The organism is Pseudomonas sp. LBUM1653 (genome assembly GCF_059716115.1).
The window spans coordinates 1,586,273-1,605,338 of record NZ_CP166803.1 but is presented as its reverse complement, the minus strand read 5'-3'; the positions used below and the strand labels follow the sequence as shown (position 1 = coordinate 1,605,338).

Annotated in this window: 20 protein-coding genes; 6 read left to right on the top strand and 14 right to left on the bottom strand. The window is 60.0% G+C overall.

Annotated elements, in window-relative coordinates; genetic code table 11:
- Positions 1 to 57 precede the first annotated feature (57 nt).
- From purC to dapA, 4 genes are read right to left on the bottom strand one after another with little or no spacing between them, the layout of a single operon-like run.
- Entirely contained in the window at positions 58 to 771 is a 714-nt protein-coding gene (purC, locus tag ACA054_RS07295) for a phosphoribosylaminoimidazolesuccinocarboxamide synthase (protein WP_065929120.1), read from the bottom strand.
- Positions 772 to 799: 28 nt separating this feature from the next.
- Complete coding sequence (locus ACA054_RS07290) at positions 800 to 1,558, bottom strand: MBL fold metallo-hydrolase (RefSeq protein WP_497688799.1); 759 nt, start codon at positions 1,556 to 1,558, stop codon at positions 800 to 802.
- 4 nt (positions 1,559 to 1,562) lie between these two features.
- Positions 1,563 to 2,678, bottom strand: a complete 1,116-nt coding sequence (bamC, locus tag ACA054_RS07285; protein ID WP_497688798.1) for an NlpB/DapX family lipoprotein — start codon at positions 2,676 to 2,678, stop codon at positions 1,563 to 1,565.
- A gap of 17 nt (positions 2,679 to 2,695) precedes the next feature.
- Positions 2,696 to 3,574, bottom strand: coding sequence for a 4-hydroxy-tetrahydrodipicolinate synthase (dapA, locus tag ACA054_RS07280; RefSeq protein ID WP_110752523.1), 879 nt, complete (start codon positions 3,572 to 3,574; stop codon positions 2,696 to 2,698).
- Between the two features lie 330 nt (positions 3,575 to 3,904).
- Between dapA and ACA054_RS07275 the strand changes: the two genes are divergently transcribed.
- Complete coding sequence (locus ACA054_RS07275; protein WP_497688797.1) at positions 3,905 to 4,465, top strand: glycine cleavage system transcriptional repressor; 561 nt, start codon at positions 3,905 to 3,907, stop codon at positions 4,463 to 4,465.
- 10 nt (positions 4,466 to 4,475) lie between these two features.
- Positions 4,476 to 4,949, top strand: coding sequence for a peroxiredoxin (locus ACA054_RS07270; RefSeq protein WP_497688796.1), 474 nt, complete (start codon positions 4,476 to 4,478; stop codon positions 4,947 to 4,949).
- A 143-nt stretch (positions 4,950 to 5,092) separates the two neighbouring features.
- Here the strand turns inward: ACA054_RS07270 and ACA054_RS07265 are convergent, their stop codons facing one another.
- Together ACA054_RS07265 and ACA054_RS07260 are read right to left on the bottom strand one after the other, a co-directional pair.
- The gene (locus ACA054_RS07265) at positions 5,093 to 6,163 is read right to left on the bottom strand and encodes an AI-2E family transporter (RefSeq protein ID WP_497688795.1); all 1,071 of its coding nucleotides are present in this window, start codon (positions 6,161 to 6,163) and stop codon (positions 5,093 to 5,095) included.
- Between the two features lie 31 nt (positions 6,164 to 6,194).
- Positions 6,195 to 6,434, bottom strand: a complete 240-nt coding sequence (locus ACA054_RS07260; protein WP_497688794.1) for a sulfurtransferase TusA family protein — start codon at positions 6,432 to 6,434, stop codon at positions 6,195 to 6,197.
- A gap of 98 nt (positions 6,435 to 6,532) precedes the next feature.
- Between ACA054_RS07260 and ACA054_RS07255 the strand changes: the two genes are divergently transcribed.
- Positions 6,533 to 7,966, top strand: a complete 1,434-nt coding sequence (locus ACA054_RS07255) for a M48 family metallopeptidase (protein ID WP_497688793.1) — start codon at positions 6,533 to 6,535, stop codon at positions 7,964 to 7,966.
- A 63-nt stretch (positions 7,967 to 8,029) separates the two neighbouring features.
- On the opposite strand, the gene ACA054_RS07250 is transcribed toward ACA054_RS07255, so the two are convergent.
- From ACA054_RS07250 to rpoE, 4 genes are all read right to left on the bottom strand, one after another.
- Positions 8,030 to 9,457, bottom strand: coding sequence for a DegQ family serine endoprotease (locus tag ACA054_RS07250; protein ID WP_497688792.1), 1,428 nt, complete (start codon positions 9,455 to 9,457; stop codon positions 8,030 to 8,032).
- Positions 9,458 to 9,635: 178 nt separating this feature from the next.
- The gene (locus tag ACA054_RS07245; RefSeq protein WP_497688791.1) at positions 9,636 to 10,595 is read right to left on the bottom strand and encodes a MucB/RseB C-terminal domain-containing protein; all 960 of its coding nucleotides are present in this window, start codon (positions 10,593 to 10,595) and stop codon (positions 9,636 to 9,638) included.
- Positions 10,596 to 10,603: 8 nt separating this feature from the next.
- The gene (locus ACA054_RS07240) at positions 10,604 to 11,191 is read right to left on the bottom strand and encodes a sigma-E factor negative regulatory protein (protein WP_497688790.1); all 588 of its coding nucleotides are present in this window, start codon (positions 11,189 to 11,191) and stop codon (positions 10,604 to 10,606) included.
- A gap of 31 nt (positions 11,192 to 11,222) precedes the next feature.
- A complete protein-coding gene (gene rpoE, locus ACA054_RS07235; RefSeq protein ID WP_003172477.1) occupies positions 11,223 to 11,804 on the bottom strand; it encodes an RNA polymerase sigma factor RpoE/AlgU in 582 nt (193 codons plus the stop codon).
- A gap of 557 nt (positions 11,805 to 12,361) precedes the next feature.
- Between rpoE and nadB the strand changes: the two genes are divergently transcribed.
- Positions 12,362 to 13,978 carry an L-aspartate oxidase gene (gene nadB, locus ACA054_RS07230; protein ID WP_497688789.1) on the top strand — a complete coding sequence of 539 codons (1,617 nt, stop codon included), beginning with the start codon at positions 12,362 to 12,364 and terminating at the stop codon, positions 13,976 to 13,978.
- On the opposite strand, the gene ACA054_RS07225 is transcribed toward nadB, so the two are convergent.
- On the bottom strand, positions 13,947 to 14,399 hold the full coding sequence (locus ACA054_RS07225; protein ID WP_497688788.1) for a protein YgfX: 453 nt from the start codon (positions 14,397 to 14,399) through the stop codon (positions 13,947 to 13,949). The genes nadB and ACA054_RS07225 overlap by 32 nt on opposite strands.
- Positions 14,383 to 14,637 carry an FAD assembly factor SdhE gene (locus ACA054_RS07220; RefSeq protein WP_007898624.1) on the bottom strand — a complete coding sequence of 85 codons (255 nt, stop codon included), beginning with the start codon at positions 14,635 to 14,637 and terminating at the stop codon, positions 14,383 to 14,385. The genes ACA054_RS07225 and ACA054_RS07220 overlap by 17 nt, the downstream gene beginning before the upstream one ends.
- A 149-nt stretch (positions 14,638 to 14,786) precedes the next feature.
- Here ACA054_RS07220 and ygfZ point away from each other — a divergent pair, with 149 nt between their 5' ends.
- Positions 14,787 to 15,728: a CAF17-like 4Fe-4S cluster assembly/insertion protein YgfZ gene (ygfZ, locus tag ACA054_RS07215; RefSeq protein WP_497688787.1), complete on the top strand. Its 942-nt coding sequence runs from the start codon at positions 14,787 to 14,789 to the stop codon at positions 15,726 to 15,728.
- A 35-nt stretch (positions 15,729 to 15,763) separates the two neighbouring features.
- Positions 15,764 to 16,585 carry an HDOD domain-containing protein gene (locus ACA054_RS07210; RefSeq protein WP_497688786.1) on the top strand — a complete coding sequence of 274 codons (822 nt, stop codon included), beginning with the start codon at positions 15,764 to 15,766 and terminating at the stop codon, positions 16,583 to 16,585.
- 114 nt (positions 16,586 to 16,699) lie between these two features.
- Here the strand turns inward: ACA054_RS07210 and ACA054_RS07205 are convergent, their stop codons facing one another.
- Together ACA054_RS07205 and ACA054_RS07200 are read right to left on the bottom strand one after the other, a co-directional pair.
- Positions 16,700 to 18,088: a sensor histidine kinase gene (locus tag ACA054_RS07205; protein WP_497688785.1), complete on the bottom strand. Its 1,389-nt coding sequence runs from the start codon at positions 18,086 to 18,088 to the stop codon at positions 16,700 to 16,702.
- Positions 18,081 to 18,752: a response regulator gene (locus ACA054_RS07200; protein ID WP_008055965.1), complete on the bottom strand. Its 672-nt coding sequence runs from the start codon at positions 18,750 to 18,752 to the stop codon at positions 18,081 to 18,083. Before ACA054_RS07200 ends, ACA054_RS07205 begins: the two co-directional genes overlap by 8 nt.
- Between the last annotated feature and the right edge of the window lie 314 nt (positions 18,753 to 19,066).

Here is a 19,066-nt window from a genome sequence, read left to right as displayed (position 1 = left end):
GCCGAAAGCAAACCCTCTTTCGCAATTTTTTTCTGTGCTATCAGATGCTTGCGTCGATTAAAGCGGTACGCCCAGACGATTGGCGACTTCTTCGTAGGCTTCGATGACGTCACCGAGGCCCTGGCGGAAGCGGTCCTTGTCCATTTTCTTCTTGGTGGCCTTGTCCCACAGGCGGCAGCCGTCCGGGCTGAATTCGTCACCCAGGACGATGGTGCCGTCGTGGAATACGCCGAATTCCAGTTTGAAGTCGACCAGCAGCAGGCCGGCGTCGTCGAACAGTTTGCTCAGGACATCGTTGACCTTGAGCGACAGCTCCTTCATGCGCACCAGTTGCTCGGCAGTGCCCCAACCGAAGGCCACGACGTGGGATTCGTTGATGAACGGGTCGCCCTTGGCGTCGTCCTTCAGGAACAGTTCGAAGGTGTAAGGGTTGAGCTTCAAACCTTCTTCAACGCCCAGGCGCTTGACCAGGCTGCCGGCGGCGTAGTTACGCACGACGCACTCGACAGGGATCATGTCGAGCTTCTTCACCAGGCATTCGTTGTCGCCCAGCAGTTTGTCGAATTGGGTCGGCACGCCGGCGGCTTCGAGTTTCTGCATGATGAAGGCGTTGAACTTGTTGTTCACCATGCCTTTGCGGTCGAGCTGTTCGATGCGCTTGCCGTCGAACGCCGAAGTGTCGTTGCGAAACAGCAGGATCAAGCGGTTAGCGTCGTCGGTCTTGTAAACCGATTTGGCTTTGCCGCGGTAGAGTTCTTCACGTTTTTCCATGATGGGCTCCGCTTGCTAAGTAGGTGGGCTAGGCGATGTGTCGCCAGTCGAGCCCTGAATCTTGATCGGCCAGTTGCAGCCAGTCCGGGTCGCACCCGAGGGTGTCGACAAAACATTGCCGGGCCAGCCGCGGCAGGTTGTTCTTGCTGCTCAGATGGGCCAGGACCAGGTGTTGCAGGTCTTTCCAGCCTAACTCGGACACCAGGAATGCCGCCTGATGGTTGTTCAAATGTCCCAGCTCACCGCCCACCCGCTGCTTGAGAAAGTACGGGTAATGACCGCGAGCCAGCATGTCGCGGCAATGGTTGGCCTCGATCATCAATGCATCGAGGTCGCGATAGCCGTCCAGCACCTTGTTGCAATATGAGCCCAGGTCGGTCAACAGGCCGAAGCGCCGCTCACCGTCGCTGAAAACGTATTGCGTCGGCTCCTGCGCATCGTGGGCCACGGCAATGACACCAATGCTCAAGTCGCCGATCTGCAGTTGTTCGCCACCGGCCAGGAAGCCCGCGGGCTCGACCGGTTTGCGCATCCCGCGCAGGGTCCCGCGACTGAGGTAGACAGGCAGATTGTAACGCCGAGACAGCAAACCCACGCCATGCACGTGGTCGGCATGTTCGTGGGTCACGAGTATCGCGCTCAACTGCGCAGGGTCTACACCCAGGCGCAGCAAGCGTTTTTCGGTTTCCCGCAGGGAGAAACCACAATCCACCAGCACATACGTATCAGCGCTGGCTATCAGCGTGCCATTCCCTTGGCTACCGCTGCCGAGAACGGCAAAACGCATGTGATCAGCCCAGATTGTCCTGAATCACGCTCAACACTTTGCGCGCCACGTCAGCCGGCGCCACGGTGTTGATGTTTTTCTCGACGGTGACCTGGACGCTGTCGCCCACCTTGCTCAGGCGAACCTGATAGCGCTCGGCACGGGACTCGACTTCTTCCTTGCTCGGCGCACTGCCGAACAGGCTGCTGAAGAACCCAGGCTGGTCGTCCTTCTTCTCGGCTTTTTCAGCGAGGTTGATGTAGTACAGGCCCAGGCTGCGGTTGATGTCTTCAACGCGCCATTCGCCCTGCTCCAGCGCACGACCGACGCTCGACCAGGCACGATCCAGGTCGGTACCGACGTTCAGCACCGGGTTGCCGCTACCGTCTTCGCTCAGGCTGACGCGACTTGGCGCGTCGGAATCGCGAGAGGCCAGCATGGAGACCGAACCGCCCTTCTCGGAGATGCGGCTCATGCTCGCCAGCATGTCGTCGACCAGCGCCGAGTCCAGGCCAGTGTTGACCGAACGGTTGGTGAAGGCGACGTCGGCCGTGCTGCCGGCAGGACGCTCGGCGCTGACCACGTAGATTTCACTGGTGTTGCGCTGTACGCCTGGCTCGATGCGTACCCGCACGCGGGTTTCGCTGTCGGTGCTGACACCGGCCGCGCTCAGGCGCTTGGCCATGGCGGCGGACAGTTCGTCGGAACGCTGCCAGGTGGTGGTGAACTCACCGGTTTGCGGGCGCTGTTCGTCCAGGCGGAAACCGTTGTCCTGGAAGAACTGTACGGCCACGGGCCACGCTTCCGCTGGCGGGTTCTGCGCCAGGATCGAGCGTGTATCGCCGCTCTTTTGCAGCGAGTAGCCACTGGCGTCGGCTGCGGCCGACAACGGCTGCGGACGAGGCACGATGTATTCGCCCTTGGCGGTGTCATCGGCGACGTTGCGCGGAATCGGCAACAGCGGATCCAGACGCTTGGCGGTGGTGATATCCGGCGGCAATTGCATGGGTGCAGTCTGTTGCGCTTCCAGGTAATCGCTACCACGGTCACGGAAATAACCTTCCGGGCCCCAGACCCATCCACAGCCACTGGTGCTGGAGATGATCAAGGCAAGTGCGGAAAGTCCGGCCATTCGCTTCATGCGTTGTACTTCCTCAATTAAACCAGGACGCCGGACTGGCGCATGGCCTGCCGCAGCGGTTCGTGACATTCGGCGCTGAGCCAGGTGAGCGGCAGACGGATACCGTCCGGCATCAGGCCCATTTCGTGCAGCGCCCATTTCACGGGAATTGGATTGGACTCGATAAACAGGGTTTTATTGAGTGGCATCAGCTTTTGGTGAATGGCGCGCGCCTTCTCGGCTTCGCCGTTCAGCGCGGCAATGCACAGGTCGGCCATGTCACGCGGGGCGACGTTGGCCGTCACCGAAATGTTGCCCTTGCCGCCCAGCAGGATCAGCTCGACGGCAGTGGCGTCGTCACCGGAGATCACCAGGAAGTTGCTGTCGACACCGTCGATGATGGCCTTGGCGCGCTGCAGGTCGCCGGTGGCTTCCTTGATACCGATGATGTTCTTGACGCTCGACAGGCGGATCACGGTCTCGGCCAGCATGTCGCAGGCGGTGCGGCCTGGCACGTTGTAGAGGATCTGCGGGATGTCGACGGCTTCGGCGATCGCCTTGAAGTGCTGGTACAGGCCTTCCTGGGTCGGCTTGTTGTAGTACGGCGTGACCAGCAGGCAAGCATCGGCGCCCGCGGTCTTTGCATTGGTGGTCAGCTCGATCGCCTCGCGAGTCGAGTTGGCGCCGGTGCCGGCGATGACCGGAATGCGCCCGTTGACCTGCTTGACTACGCGACGGATCACTTCGATGTGTTCGCTCACATCAAGAGTGGCCGATTCACCTGTGGTGCCGACCGCCACGATGGCGTGGGTGCCGTTTTGCAGGTGAAAGTCCACCAGTTTGCTCAGGCTGTCCCAGTCGAGACGACCTTGTGCATCCATGGGTGTGACCAGTGCCACCATACTGCCCGCAATCATGCAACCGCTCCTGCCGGAAAAAGAGAGCCGTAATGGTACTGGCGCCAAGATGCTTGCACAAGCGAAGTACTGCGCTGCCGCCATTCCCCTAGGCGCCGCTTTTCGCTACCCTTCAGACTTTGATCGATACTGCTAAGCTCGTATTTCGGGTTTGCACCTCCATTTTCGACATCACAAGCCCCCGATCCAGCGTTGCCACCCCCGCTCCTGCTACTCTGGAGCCACGTTGCGACCTTGTGCCCGGGGCTTTGATAATTCGCATCCGCAGGCGCGCTCCCGGCAAAACCAGCCGATAGAAGTACCGACCGCTCATCGCTTTAGGAATGCTGCATGTCCACCCCCACAGTTCGCGAACAATTCCTTGTCATCAGTGCCCTCGGCGCCAACCCCATGGAGCTGACTAACGTCCTGTGCCGCGCCAGCCATGAAAACCGCTGCGCCGTGGTCACCTCTCGCCTGACGCGTCATGGCGAGTGCAGTGCGCTGGTCCTCGAAATCTCCGGCAGCTGGGACGCCCTGGCTCGCCTGGAAGGCAGCCTGACGACCCTGGCAAAACGGCATGCCTTCACCGTCAATGTGGTGCGCAGCGCCGCCCTGGAGAACCGTCCCCAGGCCCTGCCCTACGTGGCCTATGTCAGCTCGGCCTACCGCTCGGACATCATCAACGAGCTGTGCCAGTTCTTCATGGACCACAATGTCGAACTGGAAAACCTGACCTGTGACACCTATCAGGCACCACAGACCGGCGGCACCATGCTCAATGCCACGTTTACCGTGACCCTGCCGGCCGGTGTGCAAATCAGCTGGTTGCGCGACCAGTTCCTGGACTTCGCCGACGCGCTGAACCTCGACGCCCTGATCGAACCGTGGCGTCCACAGAACCCAATGTAAGGAAGCATTCATGGCCGTTGCACTCGACCAACCGGTTGCCGACTTCGAAGCACCCGCCACCAGCGGGCAAACCGTCCGTCTCGCAGACCTCAAGGGCAAGCAGGTAGTGATCTACTTCTACCCCAAGGACAGCACGCCGGGCTGCACCACCCAGGGCCAGGGCTTTCGCGATCAGCTGGACGCCTTCAAGGCCGCCAACACCGAAGTGTTCGGCGTGTCCCGCGATAGCCTGAAGTCCCATGAGAACTTCAAGGCCAAGCAGGCATTCACCTTCGAGCTGATCAGCGACAAGGAAGAAGCGCTCTGCCAGCTGTTTGATGTGATCAAGCTTAAAAAGCTTTATGGCAAGGAATATATGGGCGTGGATCGCAGCACGTTCCTGATCGACAAGGATGGAGTGTTGCGTCAGGAATGGCGCGGCGTGAAGGTGCCGGGGCATGTGGATGCTGTTTTGGCTGCTGCCCAGGCCCTCGACAAAGCCTGATTGATTGGGCGCCTGTTGCGGCGCCTTCGCGAGCAGGCTCGCTCCCACAGTTAACCGAGTATGACTGGACGACTCGGTCAACTGTGGGACCGAGCCTGCTCGGGAAGAGGCCATCAGCCCCACGAAATGTTCGGGGATGATAGTTAAAGCAGAGGCGCCACCACCGGCTCCTTGCGCGGCCACGCGTCGAGTACGGCCTTGAACAGCGTCGCCAGGGGAATCGCAAAGAACACCCCCCAGAAGCCCCACAGCCCGCCAAACAACAACACCGCGCAGATGATCGCCACCGGATGCAGGTTCACGGCTTCCGAGAACAACAGTGGCACCAGCACGTTGCCATCCAGCGTCTGGATAATCCCGTAGACCGCCATCAAATAGATGAACTGATCGCTCCAGCCCCACTGGAACAGCGCTATCAGGAACACAGGCACGGTCACCACCACCGCCCCGACGTAGGGCACGACCACCGAGATGCCCACCAGCAAGGCCAGCAGCGCCGCATAGTTGAGATCCAGGACGACAAAGGCGACGTAGGTCACCCCGCCACAAATGAAAATCTCGATGACCTTGCCACGAATGTAGTTGGCGATCTGCCGGTTCATCTCATGGGCGACGCGGGTGATCAGCGCCCGCTCACGGGGCAGGTAGCCGCGCACCCACTGGCCGATCATTTGCCGGTCCTTGAGAAAGAAGAACACCAGGATCGGCACCAGCACCAGATAGATCATGATGTTGACCAGCAGCGGCAGGCTCGACAGCGAAAACGTCAACGCCCATTGGCCAAACTTGCCGATCTCGCCCCGCGCCACTTCAATGGCTTGCAGCACCTGCTCGTCGGACACCAGGTGCGGATAGCGCTCCGGTAGCAGCAGCAACAGCGTCTGCCACTTGGCGAGCATGCCGGGTAATTCGTTGAACAAGGTGATCAGCTGATGCCAGAGCAACGGCACCACGACCACGATGAACACCAGCAGCAGCCCCATGAACAGCGCGAAGACCAGCCCCACCGCGACCCCGCCCGGCATCCGCATTCGCTCCAGGCTCACCACCAGGCCCTGCATCAGGTAGGCCAGCACCATTCCGGCCAGCACCGGCGCGAGCATGCCGCCCAGGGTCAGCACGGCGGTGAATGCCAGGAACAACAGCACCGCCAGAACCACGGCCTCTTCATCGGAGAAGTAGCGCTGAATCCAGTCGCGCAACACTTTGAACATCAATATTCCTTAGGAGCGAACGCTGCAGGTTTCAGGCTTTTTTCAACCAGTAACGGTAAATGCCCGCTTCATCTTCTTCACGAAGCAGCGTATGACCGGCCAATCGGGCAAAGGTGCGGAAATCACGCTGCGAACCTGCATCGGTGGCAGTCACCTTAAGCACCGCGCCACTGGCCATCCGGTTGAGTTCCATCTTGGCCTTGAGCAACGGCAGCGGGCAATTGAGGCCACTGGCGTCGAGTTCAACGTCATGGGCTACAGCGTCGATCATTGCATCACTCCGGGTCAGGTGGTTGAGTTACCTAGAATATCTGGTCGCAGGGCTGGTGTCCGGCTACAGTAAGCTCTTTGTCGACTAAGGCTTTGTGCATGACTTTTTTGCGCCCTACCCTGCTGACGCTCGCTTGCCTGCTTGCCTCACCGGGCTTCGCCGACGACCTGCCGTCACTCGGTGACGCCAGTTCTGCCATCGTCTCGCCGCAACAGGAGTACCAGCTGGGCCGCGCCTGGCTGGCCCTGTTGCGCAGCCAGGTCGCGCAGCTCAACGACCCGCAGCTCAAGGATTACGTCGAATCCAGCGTCTACCGGCTGGTGGAGACCAGCCAGGTCAATGACCGGCGCCTGGAGTTCATCCTGATCAACAGCCCGCAGCTCAACGCATTCGCGGCACCCGGCGGGATTGTCGGGGTCAACGGCGGCCTGTTCCTCAATGCGCAGACCGAAGGCGAATATGCCTCGGTAATGGCGCACGAACTGGCTCACTTGTCGCAGCGCCACTTTGCCCGTGGTGTCGAAGCCCAGCAGCGCATGCAAGTACCGATGATGGCCGCGTTGCTGGCCGGCATCGTGATTGCGGCGGCCGGTGCCGGCGATGCCGGTATTGCGGCGATTGCTGGGACGCAGGCGGCGGCCATCCAGGAACAGCGGCGATTCTCTCGCCAGAACGAACAGGAAGCCGACCGCATCGGCATCCTCAATCTGGAAAAGGCCGGCTACGACCCGCGTTCAATGCCAACCATGTTCGAACGCCTGGGGCGTCAGTACCGCTTCGACGCCAAGCCACCGGAATTCCTGCTGACTCACCCGGTGACCGAATCGCGGATCGCCGACACCCGCAACCGTGCCGAGCAGGCCTCAAAAGGCGGCATCGAAGACACCCTGCGTTACCAGCTTATTCGTACACGGGTTCAGCTGATCTATGAAGAAACCCCAGGCCTGGGCGCCAAGCGCTTCCGCGCCTTGCTGGAGGAAAATCCGAAAAACGATGCGGCTCGCTACGGTCTTGCGATCGCCCAGATCAAGGGCGGCCAGCTGAACGAAGCACGGGAAAACCTCAAGTTGCTGCTGGCCAAAGCGCCGAACGAGATCATCTACAACCTCGCTCAGGTCGATCTGGACATCACCAACAATCGCCTGCCGGACGCACAGTCCAGGGTTGACCGGATGCTGACGCAATACCCCGGCAATTATCCGCTGAACCAGGTACGCGTCGACCTGCTGCTGAAACAGAACCGCGCCGCCGATGCCGAAAAGGCCCTCGAAGGCCTGCTCAAATCGCGCCCGGACGATCCGGACGTGTGGTATCAGGTTGCCGAAACCCGCGGACTGTCAGGCAACATCATTGGCCTGCACCAGGCGCGCGCCGAGTATTTCGCGCTGGTGGGCGACTATCGCCAGGCCATTCAGCAACTGGATTTTGCCAAGCGCAAGGCGGGTACCAATTTCCCGCTGTCCTCGCGAATCGATGCCCGCCAGCGCGAGCTGATGGAGCAGGAGCGCATGATCAAGGACATGATGGGCTGACAAGTTTCACCCCAAAAAAAACCGCCTCTTTCGAGGCGGTTTTTCATTCAGCCGACAAGCGGATTATTCAGCCAGCTTGAAGGTGATGAAGCTCGCACGGTTCTGACGCAGTACGCGCATCGACACCGAGCGGTTCTTGGGCAACGCTTTGGCGATGTCCGTGAACTCCTTGGCCGAACCGATCGCCTGATTGTTCAGGTGAGTGATGATATCGCCTGGCTGCAGGCCGATCATCGAAGCAGGACCGTCCTGGACCTCCTTGATCACCACGCCACCCTTGAGTTCGTAGGTTTTCTTCTGTTCGTCCGTCAGCTCCGCCACGGAAACGCCCAGGCGGTTGCTGCTTCGCTCGATACTCGACTGTGGCAGGTCGTCCAGCTCCTTGCCTTCTTCCGGGATAGCGCCAACAGTCAGTTCGACATTCTTGCGCTTGCCTTCGCGGATCACTTCCAGATTGGCCTTGGAGCCCGCCTTCAATGCGCCCACCAGGTGTGGCAGATCGGCGGACATGACGATCGGCTGGCCATTCATGGTCAGGATCACATCGCCTACCTGCAGCCCACCCTTGGCAGCCGGGCCGTCATCCTGAATCTGAGCGACCAGCGCACCGGCCGGCTTTTCCAGGCCGAACGATTCGGCCAGATCCTTGTTCACTTCCTGGATCACCACACCCAACCAGCCACGGCTGACCTTGCCACCGCTTTTCAGCTGATTGGAAACGTCCATGGCCACATCGATAGGGATCGCGAACGATACGCCCATGAAGCCGCCGGAACGGGTGTAGATCTGCGAGTTGATCCCGACCACCTCACCGTTGAGGTTGAACAGCGGCCCACCCGAGTTACCCGGGTTGATCGGCACGTCGGTCTGGATGAACGGCACATAGTTTTCATTCGGCAGGCTGCGACCGACGGCACTGACGATGCCCTGGGTCACGGTATGGTCGAAACCAAACGGCGAGCCAATGGCCACGACCCATTGCCCCGCTTTCAGATCCTGGGATTTACCCAGTTTCAGGACCGGAAGATCCTTGGCTTCGATTTTCAGCAGCGCCACATCGGATCGCGGATCGGTGCCGACCAGCTTGGCCTTCATTTCACTGCGGTCGGACAGACGCACGAGGATTTCGTCGGCATCGGCGATCACATGATTATTGGTCAGGATGTAGCCGTCAGGCGAGATGATGAAACCCGAACCCAACGATTGCGCTTCGCGCTGACGATCGCCACGTGGCGATCGAGGCTGCGGCGGCATGCCGCGTTCGAAAAACTCGCGCAGCATCGGCGGCAAGCCTTCGAGGTCAGGCATCTGCTGGTTCACTTTGCGGTCAGGCAGTTTTTGCGTAGTGCTGATATTCACCACCGCAGGCGAGGCCTGTTCGACCAGTTGCGTGAAGTCAGGCAATTCGACCGCTTGAACAGCGACCGCCTGACCGAGCACCAGCACGGTGGCAAAAATGGAGAGGTAAGACTTCAAGCGTGGTATCGACATACGGCTCCCGTTACGACGAGCATGGTTAAGCGATATGGAGCAAGGAACACCAGGAAAGATACGCCGGTATTTTTGTTCCGGGAACAACAAACAAGGCCAGAGCCGAGGGGCTCTGACCTATAAAAAATTCTGGCGGGATTTGCAAATTGAAATGCTCACGAAACATTTCGAGTGCGCATCACTGCTGGGTCGCAGTGGCGTCGGTTCGCATGGATAAGGCAATCCGTTCAGCGGTGCCGATCGGGATCTCACCCACGACAGTCACGATCATTTCGCCTTGAGGTGTGCTCAAGCGCCGGGAAACGGCAACGGTTGGCCCTAGTTGAGTACGGGTATCGGCCGCCCCAGTACCACTCAAAGGCTCTAGGAACACTGAAAAACGGGCGAGGCCATCGTCATACATCAGGCTGTTGACCAGAGCCTTGGTCTCTGGATCCTTGCGTGCCGTACTGCTGGTCAATTCGAAACCCGGTGGCAACCAGTCCGAATGCCAGACCCGTGCTTCCTTGACCGCCGAAGCCTTGTCGCTGTCGACCAAGACCTTCTTGCAATCGGAACCGGGCTGCAGGTCACTGTCGGACGGAACCGCAGCGGGATCGAGTCGAGTGAACTGGAAGCGCTCGAGCAGTCGCCCTTTGTCATCCAGCAGCAATGACTTCAGAGGCAGGCCGGTTTCTTTATCCAGATGCAGTTCAAAACCGTAACGGTGCTGGTCACGCGGGGTCAGCGAGACGATCACTGCCGGGCGCCCAGCGACGCGCGACTTGCCAATGACAGCAAGGTCATACCAATTCTTGAGCTTTTGTGGATCAAGTGCACGAGCTGCGGAGCTGGAGGAATCCCCAACCCCTGCCATCAGGTTGCCGCTGACGCATTGAGTATGCCCATCAACGCGCACGACCTCCTGAGCAGTCCCGTCGAGCTGGATCAAGCGCTCGCGGACCTTGCCATCCTGGACGCGGTGCCAAATGTTGTGGGTAGAAAAACTACCGTTACGCTCGTAGACAAAAGTACCTTGAAAGCTTTGCTGCTGCTCGGCCTGGCCAAGACGGGTCAACCAGTCATGAGCCTCATCGGCGTGGGCTGGAACAACGAACCAGCCACTGAGCAAAAGCGTAAGTAGAGGTATGGCGCGCATGATCCTCCTTAACGGTTTTCCAGGCTTGCTGCACGAGCGTAAGGCAGAGCGCTCTCAGTACCTTTCAGTGCAGCCTGTTGAGCATGTTGGCGCAAGTAGCCCGGCAAACGCTGATCGTTGAAGCCTGGTTGACCTTGCAATACGCCGTTGGCCATGGGGCCGGTGGCTTCCGAACTCTCATTGTAGCCTGCCAGAACAGCCGGGCCCTTGACTTGTGGGACAGCCAAGCCTGGTTGAGTGGATTGCTGTGCCAGTTCGACGCCAGCGATCTCGTCCTGGTTGTACAGACGAACACCTGCCAATACCGCCAGGGTCACCGAGGCGGCAACGGCCAGGCGACCCAGGCTGCGCCATGGACCACGGGTGGCTTTTGCCGGTACGGCTTCGTCAGCCAATGCAGCAGATACAGCCGCGGCAATATCCAGGCGTGGCAGCAGGAGATCCTTGTGCATCACCGCCCGAGCGATCTGATAACGAGCCCAGGTTTCACGGGTTTCAACATCGTCGAAGGCATTCAATACCCGACGCAATTCCAATTCGTCCGCTTCGTTATCCATCACTGCGGACAGCGATTCCTGCAGGGCTTCACGACTCATGGCGTTCCTCTCTTGGCTGTCGCCGCTGTCTTTAGTTTTCCTGCAACAACGGCTGCAGGGCTTTATCGATGGCCTCCCGGGCGCGGAAGATCCGGGAGCGCACGGTACCCACCGGACACTGCATGACGCTCGCAATGTCCTCGTAACTCAGACCATCGAATTCACGTAAAGTTAAAGCCGTACGCAAATCTTCTGGCAGTTGCTGAATGGTTCGATGGACGGTGCCTTCGATCTCATCCCGCAGCAAAGCCCGCTCTGGCGACTCGAGATCCTTGAGGCCATGATCGCCATCGTAGAACTCTGCATCCTCGGAACTGACATCGCTATCCGGCGGCCGACGGCCGCGTGAAACCAGATAGTTCTTCGCCGTGTTGATGGCGATGCGGTAAAGCCACGTATAAAACGCGCTGTCTCCGCGAAAATTACCAAGTGCGCGATAGGCCTTTATGAAGGCTTCTTGCGCTACATCCTGGGCTTCATGGGTGTCGTGCACGAAACGCACGATCAACCCGAGAATTTTGTGCTGATATTTCAGCACTAGCAGATCGAATGCACGCTTGTCGCCGCGCTGAACGCGTTCGACCAGCTGCTGATCCTCTTCCTGGGTTAGCATGAACACTCCTCGATAAGCTCGGAGGAGGCTTGCATTACTAAACGACCGGGCTTGCAAACATAGACTCGGGCTTTTCGCAAAAGTTCTCCCCCTCCAGGCAAGTTTCCTGCGGGCTCTGATTCGGCACGCACGAAAAACGCAGCGCGAGATTCCCCGGCTGCGCGAATAATCTTGTCATCGGTTTGACCGGCAAGGATCCAACCGCGATCCTGCGATGAAACCGACACTGTCCCTTGATTCAGGCAACCGTCTATTGATCTTGAGCCTTTGGCAAAAGTTCCAAATATTTATAGTTGCGCAGAACCGACATTGTGCAACCCTGAAGCGAAAAAGAGTGTTAAATCCACGATACAGTTCGCTTGTCGCCGAACCGATGGAAAAAACATCCGACGAAGCGTCAGCAGTTTTCCGTCACAGTAGTTTCACAATGCCATATCGGCTCGGCTATTGTGCCGCTCCCCCCCTCTATATACTAGTGGGCTGTGCGGCTGCCGGGCATGCCTGTCCAGATGTCTGGCGCCTACCCCGACCCGGGTCGCTTTGAGCGGAATCCTGAAATGAGCCAACAGTTTCAACACGATGTCCTGGTAATTGGCAGCGGTGCTGCCGGCTTGAGCCTTGCGCTGACCTTGCCCGGTCATTTGCGCATCGCCGTATTGAGCAAAGGCGACCTCGCCAATGGCTCGACGTTCTGGGCCCAGGGCGGGGTCGCCGCGGTTCTGGATGACACCGACACCATCGAGTCCCACGTCGATGACACCCTCAACGCCGGTGGCGGGTTGTGTCATGAAGACGCCGTGCGCTTTACCGTCGAGCACAGCAGAGAGGCCATTCAATGGCTGATCGACCAGGGCGTGCCGTTCACCCGCGACGAGCAGTCCGGCACCGAAGATGGCGGATTCGAGTTCCACCTGACCCGTGAAGGCGGTCACAGCCATCGCCGCATCATCCATGCAGCCGACGCCACCGGCGCGGCGATTTTCAGAACGTTGCTCACCCAGGCCCAACAACGGCCCAACATCGAGTTGCTGGAGCAGCGAGTCGCGGTCGACCTGATTACCGAAAAGCGCCTGGGCCTTGAAGGTGATCGTTGCCTGGGTGCCTACGTGCTCAATCGCGGTACCGGGCAAGTCGACACCTACGGCGCCCGCTTCGTGATCCTCGCCTCCGGCGGCGCGGCCAAGGTCTACCTCTATACCAGCAACCCCGATGGCGCCTGCGGTGATGGCATCGCCATGGCCTGGCGCTCGGGCTGCCGGGTGGCGAACCTGGAATTCAACCAGTTCCACCCCACCTGCCTGTATCACCCGCAAGCCAAGAGTTTCCTGATCACCGAAGCCCTGCGCGGCGAAGGTGCGCACCTGAAGCTGCCCAATGGCGAACGCTTCATGCAGCGCTTCGACCCCAGGGCCGAACTGGCGCCACGGGACATCGTCGCCCGGGCCATCGACCATGAGATGAAGCGACTTGGCGTCGACTGCGTGTACCTGGACATCAGCCACAAGTCTGAAGCGTTCATCAAGTCGCACTTCCCGACGGTGTACGAACGTTGCCTCGAATTTTCCATCGACATCACCAAACAGCCGATCCCGGTGGTGCCCGCGGCGCACTACACCTGTGGCGGCGTGATGGTCGATCAACAGGGTCGCACCGATGTGCCTGGGCTGTACGCGATTGGCGAAACCAGCTTCACCGGCCTGCACGGTGCCAACCGCATGGCCAGCAACTCGTTGCTGGAGTGCTTCGTCTACGCCCGCTCGGCAGCGGCGGACATCCTGGAACAGTTGCAACAGGTGTCGGCACCTGTTGCCCTGCCCATCTGGGACGCGAGCCAGGTGACCGATTCCGATGAAGACGTGATCATTGCGCACAACTGGGATGAGCTGCGGCGATTCATGTGGGACTACGTCGGCATCGTGCGCACCAACAAGCGCCTGCAACGGGCGCAACACCGGGTGCGTCTGTTGCTCGACGAAATCGACGAGTTCTACAGCAACTACAAGGTCAGCCGGGATTTGATCGAATTGCGCAACCTGGCCCAGGTGGCCGAGCTGATGATCCTTTCAGCCATGGAGCGCAAGGAGAGTCGCGGCCTGCACTACACCCTCGACTACCCGAACATGCTGCCGGTCGCCCGGGACACTATCCTGGTGCCGCCCACCTACGCCGACTGAACTTGAGCCGCACTCGCAGGCGTCGGTGCAGATCCGCCGCCTGCGAATCCCGCGGCACACAAAGGGTCCTGACGCGTCGCTCGCCGCGCAGACGAAAACGCAGCACCACCCCCAATGGCAGTGCCAGGCTGTCCGGACGCAGTTGCACCGGCTGCCATCCCCGCGCCTGACTCCACAATTGCCAGCCATCAGCGTCACGCCGCAAGCCGCGAAAAGCCTGTGGGTGCGTCAATAAAATCTGTCGCGGCAGCGTCCAGGCGCCGTGCAACAGACAGCACAAGGCACCGGGTAGACTGGCCCAGAGCGGTATGGCGAGCAGGAACAACGAACCCAGCGCGAACAGCTGGACTACAAGATACGCCGCCAGCAACTGCCGTGAGGCATGCCAGCGGCATTCAAACCCGTTACTTGGGCTGGACACGATCCAGGATCATGCGAACCATGCGCTGAAGCTCCGGATCTTCCGATTCGGCGCGCTCCATGAACCAGCCGAACATGTCCTGATCTTCGCATTCGAGCAGCCTGACGTAGCAGGCGCGATCAACTTCGTTGAGGTGCGGATAAACCTCTTTCACAAACGGCACCAGCAACACGTCAAGCTCAAGCATGCCGCGGCGGCTGTGCCAGTAGAGGCGATTCAGTTCAACATCTTCGACCATGGAGCGCTCCTCAAATAGGCCACAAGTATACAGCCCCGCGCCTCATCGAACACTCGGCTTTGGTCGGGCACCGACGATCCTTTGTGAACTACCCATTTCAAGGGCAGCCCCTTATCATGTCCGCCAGACTCTTTACCCTGCGATGACCCATGGCCGATTCTGCTTTTTTCTGCACGCTGTCTCATGAAGGTGTTCTGGCGGTCCGCGGCGCGGACGCCGGCAAATTCCTGCAAGGCCAACTGACCTGCAACCTCGATTACCTGAGCGACACCCGGGCCAGCCTCGGCGCGCGTTGCACGCAGAAAGGCCGGATGCAGTCGAGCTTCCGCATCCTGCTTGAAGGTGATGGCGTACTTCTGGCCATGGCCAGCGAGTTGCTCGAACCGCAATTGGCGGACCTGAAAAAATACGCAGTGTTCTCCAAGTCCAAACTGACCGATGAAAGCGCTGCCTGGGTTCGCTTCGGCATCGAGCATGGCGATGGCGCATTGAAAAGCCTCGGCCTTGAACTGTCGGCAGACACCGACAGCGTCGTGCGTAATGACGGCTTGATCGCCATTCGCGTCTCGCCCGAACGCGCCGAGCTGTGGGTTGCCGCCGACCGGGCCGACGGCATCAAGGGCCAGCTGTCCGCCCTGCTGAACGAAGGTGAGCTCAATCAATGGCTACTGGGCCAGGTCCGTGCCGGGATCGGCCAGGTGATGCCAAGCACCCGTGAGTTGTTCATTCCGCAGATGCTCAATCTGCAAGCCGTTGGTGGCGTGAGTTTCAAGAAAGGCTGCTACACCGGTCAGGAAATCGTCGCGCGCATGCAATACCTGGGCAAACTCAAGCGCCGCCTGTATCGCCTGCAACTGGATGCCAGCGAACTACCGGAACCCGGCACCCAGCTGTTTGCCCCGAGTCACGGCAGCTCGATCGGTGAAGTGGTGCTGGCCGCCGATGCCGCCGGTCACATTGAACTGTTGGCCGTGTTGCAAGCCGAAGCGGCAGAAGGCGGCGACATTCATCTGGGCGCACTCGACGGCCCGGCCCTGCACTTGCTCGACCTGCCGTACTCACTGGACCGCGATCGCGAAATCCAGCGTTAACCGCCGTACTTTTTTGCAATACCTAGAGAAGCGTAATGAGTGAGCTGGCGGAAAAGGTCCAACAGGATTTGGTTGAGGCCATCGATAACGATGACCTGGTTCTGCCAACGTTACCGGAAGTGGCCTTGCAGATTCGCAAGGCCGCCGAAGACCCGGAAATCAGTATCAATAGCCTGAGCAAAGTGATTGGCCGCGATACCGCGCTGTCGGCGCGCCTGATCAAGGTGGTCAATAGCCCACTGCTGCGCGCGGCGCAGGAAGTCACCGATTTGCACACGGCGATCACGCGCCTGGGCATCAACTACAGCAGCAATCTGGCCATCGGCCTGGTCATGGAACAGATTTTCCATGCCCGCTCCGAAGTCGTGGAACAGAAAATGCGCGATGTCTGGCGCAAAAGCCTGGAAATCGCCGGCGTCAGCTATGCGCTTTGCCGCAACTACACCCAGCTAAAGCCTGATCAGGCGGCCCTTGGCGGGCTGGTGCACCAGATCGGGGTATTGCCGATCCTGACGTATGCCGAAGATCACTATGAACTGCTGTCCGATCCGGTCAGCCTCAATCATGTGATCGACCACATTCATCCGTTGCTCGGCGACAAGCTGCTGCGGGTCTGGGAGTTTCCGGAGCCGCTGGTGCAGGTGCCGCAGCTCTACCTGGACTTCAAGCGACAGTCCGCGCAAATCGATTATGTCGATCTGGTTCAGGTGGCCAGCCTGTATTGCTACAAAGACACAGATCATCCGATCTCGCGCATTGATCCTTTCAGCGTGCCGGCCTTCATCAAGCTCGGGATCGATCCGGATAACAAGGCGATGTGCGAAGATCTGGAAGAAACGCGTTTGATGTTTTACTGATCAAACACCGCATCGCCTCATTCGCGAGCAGGCTCGCTCCCACATTGGATTTATGTAGCGCCACAGATCCCTGTGGGAGCGAGCCTGCTCGCGAAGAGGCCAGAACAAACACCATCAATCCCCGGCAATAAAACTCACCCGCACCTTCAACCCCGCCTGCTCCCCATCATGCAGGCTGATCTGCGCCAGGTGCGCGCGGCAGATCTCGCCGACAATCGCCAAACCCAGCCCCGACCCGGCCACCTGCTGATTGCGCCGGTAAAAGCGCTCGAATACTCGATCACGCTCATCAAGGGGAATCCCAGGCCCATCATCCTCAACCTCCAGCACCGCCGGGGCAAAGACCCGCAAAATGACGTTGCCGCCCGGTGGCGTGTGGGCCAAGGCGTTGTCCACCAGATTGCTCAACAACTCATTCAACAAGGTCGGCTCGCCGCGCAACCACACCGGTTCGTCAGCTTCCAGCGCCAGGGCCACGCCGCGCTTATGGGCCAGCGGCGCCATGGCCATGCCCAGCTCACGCGCCAATTGACTGAGGTCGAGCAGTTGCGCGCCACCCTCGGCAATCGCCCTGGCGCCGTTTTCCACCCGGGCCAACGAGAGCAATTGATTGGCCAGATGGGTCAGGCGATCAGTGCCCTGAGCAGCGGTTTCCAGCGTGCTGCGCCAGGTTTGTGGCTCGCTCGCGCGCAAGCCCAATTCCAGCCTGGCCTTGAGCGCCGCCAATGGAGTGCGCAATTCGTGGGCGGCATCGGCGATGAATTGCGCCTGCTTCTCGAACTGCCCGCGCAGACGCTCGGTGAAATGATTGAGCGCACGCACCAGTGGCCACAACTCGCGTTGCACTTCTACCAATGGCAACGGCCGCAGGTCATCCGGCTGACGCTCCTCCACCGCCGTACGCAAACGCTCCAGCGGACGCAGCGCCGCACTGACCGCAAACCACACGATCATCAGTGCCCCGACCGCCAGCATGCCTAGACGCAGCAAGGTATCGCCAGCGAGGCTGCGGGCCATGCTGACGCGGGCCTCATCGGTCTCCGCCACGCGGATTTCCGCCATGCCGTTCATGTTCGGCTCGCTGACGGCCTTGAGCAGACTGACCACGCGCACGTTCTGCCCCTGGTAAGTCGCGTTGTAAAAACGCGCCAGCGCCGGGTAGTTGTCGGTGCGCGGTGTACCGGGTGGCGGCGGCGGCAGGTTTTCGTAGCCGGAGATCAGCTTTTGGTTGATGTCGTTGACCAGGTAGAAAATACGCCCCGCACTGTCGTAGGCGAACGTATCGAGGGCCACGTAAGGCACGTCCAGGCTGAGGCTGCCATCACGCTCGGACAGGCCGGCGGCGATGGTCCGCGCCGAGGCCAGCAACGTCCGGTCATAGGCCGTGTCAGCCGCTTCGCGACCGTTCCAGTAAGCGCTCAAGCCACTGGCCAGCATCAATACCACCAGCAACAGCGCCAGGTTCCACAACAACCGCCAGCGCAGGCTGCTGGCCTTATGCATCACGGCTTTCCAGCAAATAACCGAGACCGCGGAACGTCACGATGGCCACCGGGTGGCCGTCGAGTTTCTTGCGCAAGCGGTGTACGTAGATTTCGATGGCGTCGGGACTGGCCTCCTCGTCCAGGCCGAAAACCTGTGAGGCCAGTTGCTCCTTGCTCATCACCCGGCCGGGACGGGCGATCAGGGCTTCGAGTACCGCTTGCTCGCGGGAGGTCAGGGTCAGCAGCTCCTCGCCGAGAGTGAAGCGCCGGGTCTCCAGGTCGTAGGCCAGCACACCACAGCGCTGCAGACGCTCGCCACCCAACACGCTACGGCGCAGCAAGGCCTTGACCCGGGCTTCAAGCTCGGTGAGTTCGAAAGGTTTGGCCAGATAGTCATCGGCGCCCAGGTTCAGGCCATGGACCCGATCCTTGACGTCGCTGCGGGCGGTCAGCATCAACACCGGAAGGTTCTTGCCCCGGGCACGCAGGCGCGCGAGTACCTCGAAACCATCCATGCGTGGTAGGCCGACGTCGAGAATCGCCATGGCGTATTCCTCGCTGCCCAGCGCCAGATCGGCCGCTACACCGTCGTGCAGCACATCCACGGTCAAGCCGGTGCTTTTGAGCGCCTGGGCGACGCTTTCGGCGAGCTGCAGATGGTCTTCGACGAGCAGGACACGCATTGATTATTACCTCGTTCAGGGATGGTCGACGCCATTCTTTGGCGCGGAGTTTACAGCGGCCTCCGCCGCTGTGAAGCCCGAAAAACCGTGAAAGCGCCCTGAAAGGTTAGCGAAAGGTTGAGTGGTTAGAGTCGGGTTACGGAATGTTTCGACCTGACGTTCCAACCATCGTCTGCACCCTGCTGTGAAATGTAGCTCCCGAAAAACGCCATGAAGCGTTTTCGCCAATAAGAACAATAAACGAGGTACTTCGCCATGCTGTACGCACAGCCCCAGGCTTGCCCGCACCACCCTTCCCTAAACGCCCCGATATC